The sequence below is a fragment of the Tardiphaga sp. 285_C5_N1_2 genome (assembly GCF_052076065.1).
Classification (GTDB): Bacteria; Pseudomonadota; Alphaproteobacteria; order Rhizobiales; family Xanthobacteraceae; genus Tardiphaga; species Tardiphaga robiniae.
Window position 1 is genome coordinate 6,120,210 of sequence record NZ_CP197241.1, and the last position, 13,380, is coordinate 6,133,589.

Consider the following 13,380-nt stretch of genomic DNA (forward strand, 5'->3'; position numbering starts at 1 on the left):
GACATGACGAGACGCGCATCGCGCAAGCGCGCGGGGGTCTTTGCGCTTCATCAGAATTTGTGACGCGATAGCGCGAACGCATTGCGGCATAAAAAAAGCCCGGCGTGAAGCCGGGCTTTTTGGAAAGAATGTTGTCGTCAGATTACTGCGCGAGCTTCGCGATCTGATGGACGAGACGCGAGACCTTGCGGCTTGCGAGATTCTTGTGAACGAGGTTGCGCTGAGCAGCCTTCATCAGTTCGGGTTCGGCGAGCTTCATCGCCTTCAGCGCCGCTTCGCGGTCGCCGCTCTTGATCGCCGCCTCGACGGTGCGGACTGCACCGCGCATCTGGGTGCGGCGGGATTTGTTGACGATGGTGCGGCGGGCAATCTTGCGCGTCGCCTTCTTGGCGGAGGTCGTATTGGCCATATCTCACTATCCTTCAGCAGCGTCCCGTCTCGGGCGCCGGGCTGATTGACGTCTGCCGCTCGACTGCGGCCAACGCTGATCTGTTTCCGGGGTGTTCCTGAAAATGCTATCCCCGGAGCGGCAAAGCTCACGCGTTTCGAAACTCACGGGGCGCGCCGCTCAAAGAACAGCGGCGGCGGGATTGCGCCCACCGCCATTGGCGCTCCTTATAGAGTGCCCGATTTCCACCGTCAACGCCTTCCGGCTGCGCCCTTAGACGAAAAACAGCCGCAGAGTGGCGGTTAAGTTGCTGATGAGGTTGAATTTCTCGGGTTTGCCCGGTATTGCCGGGGGTGAGAGCGATGAGGGGATTCGGATGATCCGCGGGTTTTTCCGCCTGATAGGGCTGTTATTGCTGGCCGGTGGGTTCGTGTTCCTGGTCTATGATGGGGCGCGCTCGATTGCCGATCAGGCGCTGCGGCTGACCCGGCTCGGGGAGTTCTGGAACGACATCAACCAGGCCAGCCAGCGTTCCTTCCAGGCGATGGTCGATGCCAATGCGCCGTTCCTCAGCGGGCTTCTCAAATTGCTGCTCAACCAGCCGGCCTGGGCCGTCATGGGCGTGCTCGGCATCGTGCTGATGCTGTTGTTTCGGCCAAGCAAGCCGTTGATCGGCTATTCGCGGAATTGAACGGCGCTCGACGACGTAACACACCTGCCCTTTCCCTCGTAGATACCTATATTGCCACCTGAGATACGCCGCGCGGCAGGAGTGAATCCGGTTCTGCCTCGCGGGTGCTGTTGGCCCCAGATCTGCGCGTTCGTCCAGCGAACCGGAGTCCACTTCGTTCGCGAGCGCGCCGGGAGATGATCCATGCTTTTCATGCGCAAGACCGCTGCATTGCCGACCGCCGCCGAAGCACTGCCCGGTCGCGATACGCCGATCCCCACTGCCAAGCATCACTTCGTCAATGGCAGCAACATCCAGCCGCCCTATCCAGAAGGAGTTGAGCGGGCGGTGTTCGGGCTCGGTTGCTTCTGGGGAGCCGAGCGCAAGTTCTGGGAGCTCGGCGATGGCATCTATACGACCGCGGTCGGCTATGCCGGTGGCTTCACGCCGAACCCGACCTATGAAGAGACCTGCTCGGGTCGCACCGGTCATACCGAAGCGGTGCTGGTGGTGTTCGATCCGAAGAAGATTTCTTATGAGCAGCTCCTGAAGACGTTCTGGGAAAGCCACGACCCGACCCAGGGCATGCGTCAGGGCAACGACATCGGCTCGCAATATCGTTCCGCGATCTACACCTTCAGCGATGCACAGCGCGATGCCGTCGCAGCGTCGAAGGCGGCGTATCAGAAGGCACTGTCCGCGAAGGGCCTCGGCGCCATCACCACCGAGATTGCGCCGGCCGGGAAGTTCTACTTCGCCGAGGACTATCACCAGCAGTATCTGGCAAAGAATCCTGGCGGCTATTGCGGTCTCGGCGGCACAGGTGTGTCGTGCCCGATCGGGGTCGGCGTCACGGCCTGAGCTGACCACGGCTAAGTGTAGATAAACAACGTCAAAAGCCCGCTTTCGGAGCTCCCGAAGGCGGGTTTTTTTGCTGCCTGATGGAAGGCCATGACAACGGAATTTTAACCATAAGAGGCCAAAACCGAGGCTGCCTCTATGAGGGATATGTCCAGTGTCGTCTGCCCGCGCGTTTCGTCTGCCCATGATTGTCGCGGTTGCCGCGCTGGCTTTGTCCGGCTGCATGCGGAGACCGGGTCCTGTTGCAGTGGTTGCGCCGGCTGCCGATCTCGACACGCTAGCCTATGGCCGCCCGGGTTACGGCCCGGCAGCAATGCCGGTCGCTTATGCTCCCCCCGTCTCGACCTATGATGCGCAGTACAAGCTCGATGCCGGCGACAAGCTGCGCGTCGTGGTTTACGGCCAGGAAGGTCTCACCAATTCCTACGCCATCGATGCCGGTGGCGCGATCACCATGCCGCTGATCGGCCGCGTGCCGGCGCGCGGCATGACGCCCGCTGGGCTGGCTGCGAGCATCACCGGCCGCCTGCGTAATGGCTTCATTCGCGAGCCGTCGGTGGCTGTCGAAATCGAAGCCTACCGTCCGTTCTTCATCCTCGGTGAAGTTGCCGCTCCTGGACAGTATCCCTACGTGCCCAATATGAGCGTCGAGAGCGCGATCGCCATTGCCGGCGGCTTCTCGCCACGCGCCAAGCGTGATGAAGTCACGCTGACCCATACCACCGTCGAGGGCTCGTACCGCGCCGTGGTGCCATTGGGCACGCCGATCAATCCCGGTGATACGGTGCTGGTCAGCGAGCGCTGGTTCTGATCGCACGCATCGATCTCGGTCATCACCTCACACGCGATTTTCTCCGCTTCACGGAATAGACGCGCTTTCCCGCGATGAAATTGGCGCGATGTATCGGCGCATTGGCGTCAGGATACGCGTTGCTCTGTATCAGAATCGTCTCCCGCCCTGTAGCAATGATCAAGCGAGGCCAACTCGCTGAAATGCGCCGCCATGTCGGCACATATGGATATCAGGGGGAGAAGAGATGAAGACCAGTCCGTCGGTCAACGTGATGCGCGGCGTCACTCTGGCAGCCATCGTGGCGCTGGGAGCGGCGCTGTCTTCGCAAGCATTTGCGCAGACCGCGCAATCCTATCCCGATCGGCGCATTACCTTCGTCGTGCCCTATGCACCCGGTGGTGCCACTGACGTCGCTGCGCGGCTGCTGGCACAGAAGCTGCAAGAATCCTGGAAGCAGACCGTCACCGTGGAGAACAAGCCGGGCGCCGGTGGCGTGATCGGCAACGATTTCGCTGCCAAGGCTCCGGGCGATGGCTACACGGTGCTGATCGCAATCACGCAGATCATCCAAGCGCCGAGCCTGATGTCGAAATTGCCCTACGATGCGTTCAAGGATCTCGCGCCCGTCACGCAGGTCGCGATCTCGCCGATCGTGCTCGTCGTGCCCGAAGCGCAACCGATGAAGTCGGTGAAGGAACTGGTCGATCTTGCTAGATCCAGTCCCGGAAAATATCCGTACGGCACTTTTGGCAATGCCACGACGTCGCATCTTTATGGCGAGCTTCTGAAGAAGAACACCGGCATTGATATGACCCATGTGCCGTATCGTGGCGCCGCGCCGCTCTTGAACGACTTGCTCGGCAATCAGGTCACGGCGGCCTTCCTCGACTTCACCACGGCCGGTCCGCAGGTCGAAGCCGGCAAGATCCGTCCGCTCGCAGTGGGCGGCGAGAAACGCAAGCCCAAGCTGCCGAACGTGCAGACCATGGCCGAACTCGGCTATCCCGGTTTCGAGGCTGAAGGCTGGGTCGGCGTCTTCGTGCCAGCAGCGACGCCGAAGGACATTGTGAGCAAGCTGTCGGCCGAGCTCGGTCGCATCATCAATTCGCCGGAGGGGACCGCCGGCCTGCAGGCGGTCAATCTCGTTCCGGTCGGTGATAGCCCCGAGTCCTTCGAGAAGAGCCTGCGTCGCGACTTTGAGCGCTGGGCAACGGTGGCAAAGACAGCGGGCGTGAAGGGCGAGTGATGTTCCAATCTCTCCCGACTGGCAGGGAAAGATCGAGGCTGCTCCCTCTCAGTCGTCATACCCGGGCTTGACCCGGGTATCCAGCTTTGCCCAAGCGCCTGTTGGTGCCGCAAAGGTGGATTGCGGGGTCAAGCCCGGCAATGACGTGGAGAGGGCGGCGGCTTACTTCAGATGCTTCGCGAGGAACGCGAGGCTCCGTTCTCTCGCAACATCCGCGCTGGCTTTGTTGTAGCTGGCGCGCTGATCGCAATTGAAGCCGTGTTCGGCACCGTCATAGACGAAGATCTCCACATCCGGCCGCTTGGCGCGGATGGTCTCGACGTCCGACAGCGGAATGCCGTGATCCTTTTCGCCGAAATGCAGCTGCGTCGGGACGGTCGGCTTGTCGTCGGCAAAGCGCACCACGGCGCCGCCGTAATAGCCGATGGCGGCGCTGAGGCCCGTCAATTTCGTGGCGGCGGCGAAGGCAACGCTGCCGCCAAGGCAGAAGCCGATGATGCCGACATTGCCGATATCCCCAACGGAATCGATCGCGGCCTGGGTATCGCGCAGCATCGCGGGCCAATCCGGATTAGCAACGAACTTGCGCGCGATGGCGATTTCCTCGGGCGAATAACCGGACTGGAAGTTGGGTTCGGTGCGATCGAAGATCGACGGCGCCACCGCCACATAGCCTTGCACAGCGAAGCGATCGCAGACCGTGCGGATGTGGTCGTTTACGCCGAAGATCTCCTGGATCACCACCACGGCGCCCTTGGGCTTGCCCTCAGGCTGGGTGCGGTAGGCGCCGAGTTTGAAGCCGTCAGATGCAGTCAGCGTGATGTCTTGTCCCACGAGGTATTCCATATCGTTGTTAAGGGGTGAGGTCTGTTTGGCGCGGACGACAGCACGGGTCTACTCACAAAGCGGCTACTGCCACATCCAATGCCGGCCCCAGTCGCCCTTCCAGCCGGTCAGGCGTCCCTTGCGAAACTGGAGATAGAGGCGGTCGCGGTGGTCGAAGAAGCCGCTGCCGCCGAAGGTGCGGATCGCCAGATAGATCTCATCGCCCGGTCGGCCGCTGACATAGGTCAGCGGGGTGCCCAAGATACGGGCGGCGTCATCCGCCGCCATCCCAAAAGCCAGCGGGGTGGCGTTCGAAAGGGTTGCCGTGAATGGCAGATCGGGCCTCGTCCCGGCGGGCTGCCCGTGGGCTGGAACCGTGACGGCGAGGGCGGTCGCGACGCCGAGGATGAACCTGATGGTCTTCATGGCGCGATTGTTTTCCGGATCGGATTCCGGCGCAAGGCGGCATTGCTTAAAGTTTTCGCGAAAGCCCTAACCGACTGATAGTGCTATCCGCCGGAATGAAACCTTCCGGGGCGCGATCAGGAAGCATTAACAATACCCATTAAGCTTCAAGAACCCTGTTCCAAGGTATGTATGTCCTGCTTGCGGCCCGTTCGCCGCAATAGATCGAGGGCATATGACCGCTTCAGTCAACCAATCGCCGGCGCGCCGCCGACTGCTTCTGGCATCGGACCGCAGCGATCACAGCAGCGAACTCGTCGATATCCTGCAGAAGGTCGGCGAAGTCGATGTTGTCCCAACGTCAGCCATTCCGGAGACGCCGCCGAGCGAGCTGTCGGGTATCGTGGTCGATATCAATCTGCGCTCGGCAGAGGCCGTGCAGCGCGTGCGCAACAAGCTGCGCCACAAATCCTATGAAGCGATACCGCGCCTGTTCGTACTGGCCGACTCGCTGCATCACGGATCCATGCAGGCCTGGGCGCTCGGCGCCACCGATACGATCGCGCGGCCGTTCGATGCACGTGGCATCATGCAGCGTATCCGCGCCGCGTTTCCGAACCCGCATGACGAGGACTTCTCCGCCCGCGGCAAGGCGCTGAATCGCGGCGTCGAGGCGGCGCATGCGGTAATGGTCAAGATCTTCGAGAAGCTGCCCGCTGGCGTTCCGCTCACCTTCAACGACGTGATGCAAGCCGAGAACCAGATTCTGAAGGCCATCAAGCGCACATCACTGCGCGAATGGCTGGCCGCCGTCGGCCGTCATCATAATCACAGCTATCGTCACTGCCTATTCGTGACGGGGTTCGCGGTGGCCTTTGCGCAGCATCTCGGCATGCGCGACGAAGATCAGCGCCGCCTCACGCGCGCGGCCCTCGTCCATGATGTGGGCAAGGCCTTCATCCCGGTCTCGATCCTGGACAAGCCGGGTAAGCTCACCGAGGACGAGACGCTCGAGATGCGCAAACATCCGCGTCTCGGCTTCGAAGCGCTGGTGGCGCAGGGCAGTTTTCCGCGCGAGATGCTCGACGTGGTGCTGCATCACCACGAATTCCTGGATGGCAGCGGCTACCCCGATGCGCTGGCCGGCGACCAGATCAGCGACATCGTTCGCCTTATGACCATCGTCGACATCCACGCGGCTCTGGTGGAGCGGCGTGCGTATCGCATGGCCTTCACGCATGCCAAGGCGTTCGAGATCATGGAGCAGATGGGCGACAAGATCGACCAGCAACTGCTACAGGTGTTCCGCCCGGTGGCGCTCGGCGCGTAAGCACCGTTCGCCTCAGGCCAGCAGCTTGCGCAATTCCGCCTTGGCCACTTTTTCAAGCGTCGAACGCGGCATCTCATCCACGAAGTGGATTTCGCGCGGCACCTTGAAATCCGCCAGCCCGCGCTTGCAAGCCGCCATGACACTCTCATGCAGCGCTGGTGGTGCCTGCGCGACGCCGGCATGCGGGATGATGAAAACCACCGGCACTTCATCCAGCATCGGATGTTTTTTGCCGACGACGGCGGCTTCGCGCACGCCGGGCACGGTGATGACGACCTGTTCGATCTCCGATGCGGCAACGTTCTCGCCGCCAACTTTCAGCATGTCCTTCGCACGGTCACCAAACTTGATATAGCCGCGCTCGAGTAGCGTGACGCGGTCGCCAGTGATGAAGAAGCCGTTGGTGTCGAAACTGTCTGAGGTCGCAGCTTCGTTGTGCAGATACTCCTTGAACAGCGACAGGCCGGGAATGCCCTTGATCGTGAGATTGCCGGTCTCGCCCACGGCGGTCGGCGTGCCGTCGTCATTGGTGACGCGGATGCCATATTCGGTTGCGGCGCGGCCGATGGCCATCGGCGTATTGGGCTGGTCGACCTCGCCAATAATGCCGTGGGTGATGGTCTCGGTCATGCCCCACCAGCCGATGATCTTGACGCCGAATTTGGCGAAGGCCGGCGGATTGCAGAACGAGGCTCCCCACAGACGGAAGTGATGATGCTTCGGCACGTCGTGCTCGAGCAGCGCCTTCATGCAGAACGGGATGGTCGACAGCCAGGTGGCGCGATGTTCGAGCGCCACGTTCCAGAACCGGCGCGCGGAAAAACGCGGCTGAAGCACGAGGGAGGCACCGACCCACAACGTCGCCAGCATCGAATAGGCCAGTGCGTTGGTGTGGAACAGCGGCAGATAGGTCATATGCGTATCGAACGCATGCAGGTCCTGATGCGCAGCATTTACCTTGCCGCCCCACAGCGCATTGGCATGGGTCCACAGCACCGCTTTGGGCCGCGATGTGGTGCCTGACGTATATTGGACGCTACAATGCGCCCACGGGTCGACCGGGCGGCGCGGACGCTCGGCGCTGTCAGCGAACAGGGATTCGAACCGCTCAGCCTTGCCCACTGCATGGCCGTCGGCCGACGCGCCGGCGTTGTGCGACGTCACCGCGATCCAGCGCAGCTTGCGGCAATTGGCGGCGACGAGTTCGGCATAGGATGGCTGGGTGATTGCCGCGACCGCGCCGCAGTGATCCGCGAAATATTCAATCTCCGCAGCCGACGAACGGGTATTCGTGGTGACCGCGATGGCGCCGAGTTCGACACAGGCGAACCAGGCCAGCAACATCTCGACGCAATTGTCGAGATGGATCAGCACATAGTCGCCCTGGACGATGCCGCGTTGGGCAAGGCCTGCGGCAAGTGCGCCGACGCGATCGTAGAATTCGCCATAGGTCCATGGCCGCGCCGGCGCATCGAATGGCGACCAGATGATGAAGGGGTGATCGCGACGCGTCTCGGCGTGCATGCGCAGCAGCCACGGCACGTCCATGCCGTCGAACGGGCCGATCGAACCGGGAATCATGGCGGGATTCGTCGCGGGGTGGGGCATGCATCCTCCGTCGAAAGCCGCCGGAGCGACCGCTTACGCGGGTGCGGCTTTCTTATTCTTGTTTTTACGGAAGATGTTGTGCCATCAGCGGCGGCGGTGCGCAAACCGCAACGCGTGCAGGATCAGCCTATTTCGTAAGACGAAATTTCAATCAGGCTGCCATCGGGATCCCGGCAATAGACCGAGCGCAAGGTGCCGCGCGCGCCCTGTTTGGCCACCGGGCCTTCCTCGATAGCAACATCGCAAGCGCCGAGATGCGCAACTACGGCGTCGGGCGGTGATGCAGTGAGAAAACAGAGGTCGTCACTGCCGGCCATCTCATGATCCGCCGTGAACCACTCGACCTTATCGGCGCCGATCGGCCGCAGATTGATCTTTTGCACGCCAAAACTCACCGATGTGCGCGGCAACTTGCCCGGACCGGGATCGAACACCTTCACCTCCATGCCCAGGACGCGTTGATACCAGGTGGCTGAGCGCTGGACGTCAGTGACATTCAGGACGAGATGATCGAGGGCCGTGACGGTGAGGGACATGAAATGGTCCTTGGCGTTGCCTTGACGTTTCTTTGGGCTGGTGCCGCAGTAGTGTCGCACTGGCCGATAGTTGAATTGTTTGGTAGATACGGCCGTTGTCAATTCAACACACGCTGACCGCGCGCAAAGTTGCGGCAGCCGGAGGGAATAAAATATGACGTCACGTCGCGCCGCGATCGGTCTGATTGCGCTTGGCTTTTCTGCTTTTACTGCAACCGCTCTCGTTCCTGTCAGCTCGGCGCTGGCCGTGGATTATCCGACGCGGCCGGTTCGCTTTGTCGTCGGCTATCCTGCTGGCGGTGCAACCGATATTCTGGCCCGCCTGATCGGGCAGAAGCTATCCGAGCGAACCGGGCAGCAATTCGTCGTCGAGAACAAGCCGGGCGCCGGCAACAATATCGGCACCGAATCTGTCGTGAATGCAGAACCCGACGGCTACACCATCCTGCTGGTCAATCCGGCGAACTACATCAACGCGACGCTTTATGGGAAGCTGAGCTTCAATTTCGTGCGTGATATCGCGCCTGTCGCCGCCTTCCATCGCACCGCCAATGTGATGACCGTCAACAAGGACATCACGGCGAAGACCGTCGGGGAATTCATCGCCTATGTGAAGGCCAATCCGGGCAAGGTGAACATGGCGTCGTCGGGTAACGGCACCTCGGTGCATCTATCCGGTGAGATGTTCATGATGCTGTCGGGCGCCAAGATGCAGCATGTGCCCTATCGCGGTGCTGCGCCGGCGATCACCGACATGCTCGGCGGTCAGGTCCAGGTGATCTTCGACAACATGCCGTCAATCATCCAGCATATCCGCTCGGGCAGCCTTCGTGCGCTGGCGGTGACGACCACCGAGAAGTCGTCGCTGTTGCCCGATGTGCCGACCGTCGCGGAAACTGTGCCGGGTTATGAGGCCAGCGCTTTGTTCGGCATGGGTGCGCCGAAGAAGACGCCGCCGGAGATTATCGCCAAGCTCAACGCGGACGTTAATGCGGTGCTGGCGGATCCGGCCGTCAAGGCCAAGCTGATCGATCTCGGCGGCGAACCGCTGATCGGACCGCCAGAAGCCTTCGGTAAGATGATCGTCGCGGAGACCGAGAAGTGGGAGAAAGTGGTCAAAGCCGCGGGCCTTAAGGTCGAATGAACCCATGCGGCACTATACTATGGTGTCTAACCCTTGTGATGACGCCAGTGTAAGCGCGTAATCACAAGACCGGGATGTACCGGAGCTTGCGGGAACGTTCATCCGCAGGCTCTGTTGCTTTCTGGGGATGTCATAGGACCGCTGCCGCGGAGGAGAAGACGTGATGCGCAATCTGATGCTGGCCGTGTTGGCTATTGGTGGTGTTTCGGCCATGGCTTCCAGCCCTGCAGCTGCCGCCCCGACCTATCCCTACTGCATCCAGTCGCAGGCTTTCGGGACCGATTGCTCCTATCCAAGCTATGAAGCGTGCCAGGCCACTGCATCGGGTCGCGGCGTCGACTGCATCGTCAATCCGCGTCTGGCGTTCAGCCCGCAGCCTTATGCCGAACCGCGCCGCAGTCGTCGTTCGATTGCCTATTAAGATCCATCTTCATGGCGGCGACGGCTATGTTTTTGGCTTCGTCGCCAGCCAGATGACGTGACGGGCGCCACCGCGTGTGCCGGTGGCGCGGATCTTGATTTCCTCGGCGTTGAAGCCTGCCTTGCCGAGGAGCGCCGTGAATTTGTCATAAGGAAATGACGACCAGACGGCCAGTACGCCGCCCGGACTGAGCGCGGCCTGGGCCGCGCGCAACCCTTTCAGGTCATAGAGCGCATCATTCGATTTTCGCGTCAGGCCTTCGGGCCCGTTATCGACGTCGAGCAGGATCGCATCGTACTTGCCGCGTGCACCAGCGATGGCTTTAACGACATCGCCTTCAACAATCTCCACACGCGGATCACTCAGGCTATCGCCAGATAGCTCAGCCATTGGGCCACGCGCCCAGGCGACGATTGCGGGCACCAGTTCGACCACGGTGATCTTCGCCTTCGGGCCGAGCACCTTTAGCGCAGCGCGTAATGTAAAGCCCATGCCATAGCCACCGATCAAAAGCCGCGGCGCCTTCATGTCCTTGAGGCGAAAGCAGGTGAGCGTCGCCAGCGCTTCCTCGGAGCCGAACAGCCGGCTGCTCATCAATTCGTTCTGGCCGAGCTTGATGGTGAATTCGTGCCCGCGCTGCATCAGGCGCAGCGGCACGCCGCCGCCGGGGACTTCGGTCGTATCGATCAGTTTCCAGGGAAGCACGGGTGTCTTTCATCAAGCGATTGCACGGCGGCCGGTGGTAGCGCGAGAACCGATCTCCACGCAACTCGGCTATCATGCAAAGGCCTTGCGGCAATTGAAGTCGCTCGTGTCGCAGCACTTCGATCGCAGCGGGATCGGATGCAGGGTTCCGGTCTCTGGAATAGCTCCAACACGTCGCTGCATCTTCGTTTAAAGGGAACTACACTGATGAAGTACTTCGCGCGGCAGCTCTGTTCGCCGTTCTTAACGGGCGGATAACTAACCGAACGGGTTGTGCCGGTGCATTGATAGAACGGAATTGCCAACGGTATCCCGTGCCTCTAAGCAGAATAAAGACCAATGCATCTTCGGGTTGCGCATCGCGCGGCAAGGCGAAGACGCTTTCGTCGGGGCCGAGTGATCTTCAACTCATCGAGAGGAATAGAATGACCAAAATTCTGCACATGATGGCGGCATGTCTCGTCGCCATGTTCATCGTCTCGACGCAGGCAAGTGCTGCGCCGATGATGGGCCAGAGCATCGCTGTCGAAGCGCACGTGATCCCGGTTGCGGGTGGATGCGGTCCGAACGGCTGGCGCGGTCCCTATGGTGGCTGCCGCTATACACCTTATTACGGCCCACTCCCGGGCGGCTACTATCAGGAAGCTCCCGTAATGGGGAACGGCTGCCCTCCCGGTTACTGGCGCGGTCCGTGGGGCCACTGCCGCAACACGCCCTATCACGGTAATCTGCCGGGCGGCGGCTGGAAGCCATAAGGCAAACGTGACGCTGCGTCGCACGTCGCAGCGCACGATCTGACTGTCGATCAGCTGAAAGGCCAGCCGCAAGGCTGGCCTTTTTGTTGCGCGCAAACATTGAAGCGCAGCGTTGAATGTGTTGCCTTGGGCCATCTACAGATGGCCTGGAGACACTTTAATGACGATGCGATTCACACCGGGTACGGTGACGCTGGCGGACTGGCGGTCGATCTATCGGGGGGCAGTACCAGTTCTCGATGGGAGCTGTATTCCCCGCATCAATGCCAGTGTTGCGGCAGTTGCCCGGATCGTCGCCAAGGGCGAACCCGTCTATGGCATCAATACAGGCTTCGGAAAGCTTGCACATGTCGGCATAGAAGCCGAAAGCATCACGGCCCTCCAGAAAAACATCGTGCTGTCGCATTGCGTGGGCGTCGGCGATCCAGCGCCAGCGCCGGTGGTGCGGCTGATGATGTGCCTCAAGCTTGCGAGCCTGGCACAGGGTTTCTCCGGCGTCCGCATGGAGACGGTCCAGTTGCTCAGCGCCATGATTGCGCATGACATCACGCCCATCGTGCCCGCGCAGGGATCAGTCGGTGCTTCCGGCGATCTGGCCCCGCTCGCGCATATGGCGTCGGTCATGATCGGCGTCGGCGAGGCGCTGACGACGTCCGGGCGATTGCCGGCGACGGAGGCGCTCGCTAGTGCGGGTCTGCAGCCGATCGAGCTGCGGGCCAAGGAAGGACTGGCGCTGCTGAACGGCACGCAGTTCTCGACGGCCTATGCACTTGCGGGATTGTTCGAGGCCGAAATCCTATTCAGGACCGCACTCGTCAGCGGTGCCTTGTCCACCGACGCCGCGCGTGGCTCGGATACGCCGTTCGATCCACGCATCCATCAACTGCGCAAACATGGAGGGCAGATCGTTTCGGCCCAGGCATTGAAGGAACTTCTCGCCGGCAGCGCGATTCGCGAGTCGCACCGCACCGGCGACGTCCGTGTTCAGGATCCTTATTGCCTCCGCTGTCAGCCGCAGGTGATGGGCGCCGCGCTGGACGTTTTGCGACAGGTGGCCACCACACTTCTCACCGAAGCGAATGGCGTCTCTGACAATCCTCTGGTCTTTGCCGAGGATGATATCGCGATCTCCGGTGGCAATTTCCATGCAGCGCCGGTTGCCTTTGCGGCGGATATGATGGCGCTTGCGATCTGCGAGATCGGATCGATCTCAGAGCGCCGGATCGCCATGCTGGTGGATCCGGTGTTATCCGGTGTGCCCGCGTTCCTGACACCGAAGCCGGGGCTTAATTCCGGCTTCATGATCGCGCAAGTGACGGCCGCGGCGCTGGTATCTGAGAACAAGCAGCGGGCTTATCCTGCCAGCGTCGACTCGATCCCGACATCTGCCAATCAGGAAGACCACGTTTCGATGGCAGCGCATGCGGCGCGCCGGCTGCTGCCGATGATCGAGAATGCGATGGCCGTCATTGCCATCGAGCTCCTGGCGGGTGCGCAAGGTTGCGATTTTCATGCGCCGCTGAAGTCCAGCGATCGTTTGGAGAGCGTTCGCGCACGTATCCGGGCAGACGTCGCCCATCTCGACGAGGATCGATATTTTCACGACGACATTCAGAAGTCGCTGCGCCTTGTGCGATCCGGTGCGATCGTCGCGGCAGCCAATCTCGATACGATCCCGGGTGTCTAGAACGCG

15 protein-coding genes are annotated in these 13,380 nt (G+C 61.3%); 9 read left to right on the forward strand and 6 right to left on the reverse strand.

What is annotated here, in order from left to right:
• Positions 1–142: 142 nt before the first annotated feature.
• Entirely contained in the window at positions 143–409 is a 267-nt protein-coding gene (gene rpsT / locus AB7951_RS28995) for a 30S ribosomal protein S20 (protein WP_068729934.1), read from the reverse strand.
• Positions 410–764: 355 nt separating this feature from the next.
• On the opposite strand from rpsT, the gene AB7951_RS29000 reads away from it, so the two are divergent.
• The 4 genes from AB7951_RS29000 (at position 765) to AB7951_RS29015 (ending at position 3,958) form a co-directional block, all read left to right on the forward strand.
• A complete protein-coding gene (locus tag AB7951_RS29000; RefSeq protein WP_068729932.1) occupies positions 765–1,079 on the forward strand; it encodes a hypothetical protein in 315 nt (104 codons plus the stop codon).
• Between the two features lie 183 nt (positions 1,080–1,262).
• On the forward strand, positions 1,263–1,919 hold the full coding sequence (msrA, locus tag AB7951_RS29005) for a peptide-methionine (S)-S-oxide reductase MsrA (RefSeq protein WP_120287555.1): 657 nt from the start codon (positions 1,263–1,265) through the stop codon (positions 1,917–1,919).
• Between the two features lie 184 nt (positions 1,920–2,103).
• Positions 2,104–2,730 (forward strand): polysaccharide biosynthesis/export family protein, encoded by a 627-nt coding sequence (locus AB7951_RS29010; RefSeq protein ID WP_120287554.1) that lies wholly within the window; start codon positions 2,104–2,106, stop codon positions 2,728–2,730.
• Between the two features lie 226 nt (positions 2,731–2,956).
• Entirely contained in the window at positions 2,957–3,958 is a 1,002-nt protein-coding gene (locus AB7951_RS29015; protein WP_120287553.1) for a tripartite tricarboxylate transporter substrate binding protein, read from the forward strand.
• 162 nt (positions 3,959–4,120) lie between these two features.
• Here AB7951_RS29015 and AB7951_RS29020 read toward each other — a convergent pair whose 3' ends face one another.
• Together AB7951_RS29020 and AB7951_RS29025 are read right to left on the reverse strand one after the other, a co-directional pair.
• Positions 4,121–4,792, reverse strand: a complete 672-nt coding sequence (locus tag AB7951_RS29020) for a dienelactone hydrolase family protein (RefSeq protein ID WP_120288071.1) — start codon at positions 4,790–4,792, stop codon at positions 4,121–4,123.
• 75 nt (positions 4,793–4,867) lie between these two features.
• Positions 4,868–5,209 carry a hypothetical protein gene (locus AB7951_RS29025; protein ID WP_120287552.1) on the reverse strand — a complete coding sequence of 114 codons (342 nt, stop codon included), beginning with the start codon at positions 5,207–5,209 and terminating at the stop codon, positions 4,868–4,870.
• 214 nt (positions 5,210–5,423) lie between these two features.
• Between AB7951_RS29025 and AB7951_RS29030 the strand changes: the two genes are divergently transcribed.
• A complete protein-coding gene (locus AB7951_RS29030; RefSeq protein WP_089263417.1) occupies positions 5,424–6,518 on the forward strand; it encodes an HD-GYP domain-containing protein in 1,095 nt (364 codons plus the stop codon).
• A 12-nt stretch (positions 6,519–6,530) separates the two neighbouring features.
• Here the strand turns inward: AB7951_RS29030 and AB7951_RS29035 are convergent, their stop codons facing one another.
• Together AB7951_RS29035 and AB7951_RS29040 are read right to left on the reverse strand one after the other, a co-directional pair.
• A complete protein-coding gene (locus AB7951_RS29035) occupies positions 6,531–8,126 on the reverse strand; it encodes an AMP-binding protein (RefSeq protein ID WP_120287551.1) in 1,596 nt (531 codons plus the stop codon).
• A 122-nt stretch (positions 8,127–8,248) separates the two neighbouring features.
• Entirely contained in the window at positions 8,249–8,662 is a 414-nt protein-coding gene (locus AB7951_RS29040) for a VOC family protein (protein ID WP_089263419.1), read from the reverse strand.
• Positions 8,663–8,816: 154 nt separating this feature from the next.
• On the opposite strand from AB7951_RS29040, the gene AB7951_RS29045 reads away from it, so the two are divergent.
• Together AB7951_RS29045 and AB7951_RS29050 are read left to right on the forward strand one after the other, a co-directional pair.
• Positions 8,817–9,806 (forward strand): Bug family tripartite tricarboxylate transporter substrate binding protein, encoded by a 990-nt coding sequence (locus AB7951_RS29045; RefSeq protein ID WP_089263420.1) that lies wholly within the window; start codon positions 8,817–8,819, stop codon positions 9,804–9,806.
• 163 nt (positions 9,807–9,969) lie between these two features.
• Positions 9,970–10,227 (forward strand): DUF3551 domain-containing protein, encoded by a 258-nt coding sequence (locus AB7951_RS29050; protein WP_120287550.1) that lies wholly within the window; start codon positions 9,970–9,972, stop codon positions 10,225–10,227.
• 24 nt (positions 10,228–10,251) lie between these two features.
• On the opposite strand, the gene AB7951_RS29055 is transcribed toward AB7951_RS29050, so the two are convergent.
• Positions 10,252–10,932: a spermidine synthase gene (locus AB7951_RS29055; RefSeq protein ID WP_120287549.1), complete on the reverse strand. Its 681-nt coding sequence runs from the start codon at positions 10,930–10,932 to the stop codon at positions 10,252–10,254.
• Between the two features lie 425 nt (positions 10,933–11,357).
• Here AB7951_RS29055 and AB7951_RS29060 point away from each other — a divergent pair, with 425 nt between their 5' ends.
• On the forward strand, positions 11,358–11,687 hold the full coding sequence (locus tag AB7951_RS29060; protein ID WP_231078751.1) for a GCG_CRPN prefix-to-repeats domain-containing protein: 330 nt from the start codon (positions 11,358–11,360) through the stop codon (positions 11,685–11,687).
• A 160-nt stretch (positions 11,688–11,847) separates the two neighbouring features.
• The gene (gene hutH / locus AB7951_RS29065) at positions 11,848–13,374 is read left to right on the forward strand and encodes a histidine ammonia-lyase (protein ID WP_120287548.1); all 1,527 of its coding nucleotides are present in this window, start codon (positions 11,848–11,850) and stop codon (positions 13,372–13,374) included.
• The last annotated feature ends 6 nt before the right edge of the window (positions 13,375–13,380 follow it).

Excerpts from the sequence above, each read along its gene's own strand:
- AB7951_RS29060 (WP_231078751.1), top strand. The coding sequence starts at position 11,358 with ATGACCAAAATTCTGCACATGATGGCGGCATGTCTCGTCGCCATGTTC.
- AB7951_RS29025 (WP_120287552.1), bottom strand. The coding sequence starts at position 5,209 with ATGAAGACCATCAGGTTCATCCTCGGCGTCGCGACCGCCCTCGCCGTC.
- AB7951_RS29045 (WP_089263420.1), top strand. The coding sequence starts at position 8,817 with ATGACGTCACGTCGCGCCGCGATCGGTCTGATTGCGCTTGGCTTTTCT.
- AB7951_RS29015 (WP_120287553.1), top strand. The coding sequence starts at position 2,957 with ATGAAGACCAGTCCGTCGGTCAACGTGATGCGCGGCGTCACTCTGGCA.
- AB7951_RS29035 (WP_120287551.1), bottom strand. The coding sequence starts at position 8,126 with ATGCCCCACCCCGCGACGAATCCCGCCATGATTCCCGGTTCGATCGGC.
- AB7951_RS29040 (WP_089263419.1), bottom strand. The coding sequence starts at position 8,662 with ATGTCCCTCACCGTCACGGCCCTCGATCATCTCGTCCTGAATGTCACT.
- AB7951_RS29010 (WP_120287554.1), top strand. The coding sequence starts at position 2,104 with ATGATTGTCGCGGTTGCCGCGCTGGCTTTGTCCGGCTGCATGCGGAGA.
- rpsT (WP_068729934.1), bottom strand. The coding sequence starts at position 409 with ATGGCCAATACGACCTCCGCCAAGAAGGCGACGCGCAAGATTGCCCGC.
- hutH (WP_120287548.1), top strand. The coding sequence starts at position 11,848 with ATGACGATGCGATTCACACCGGGTACGGTGACGCTGGCGGACTGGCGG.
- AB7951_RS29000 (WP_068729932.1), top strand. The coding sequence starts at position 765 with ATGATCCGCGGGTTTTTCCGCCTGATAGGGCTGTTATTGCTGGCCGGT.
- AB7951_RS29050 (WP_120287550.1), top strand. The coding sequence starts at position 9,970 with ATGCGCAATCTGATGCTGGCCGTGTTGGCTATTGGTGGTGTTTCGGCC.
- AB7951_RS29030 (WP_089263417.1), top strand. The coding sequence starts at position 5,424 with ATGACCGCTTCAGTCAACCAATCGCCGGCGCGCCGCCGACTGCTTCTG.
- msrA (WP_120287555.1), top strand. The coding sequence starts at position 1,263 with ATGCTTTTCATGCGCAAGACCGCTGCATTGCCGACCGCCGCCGAAGCA.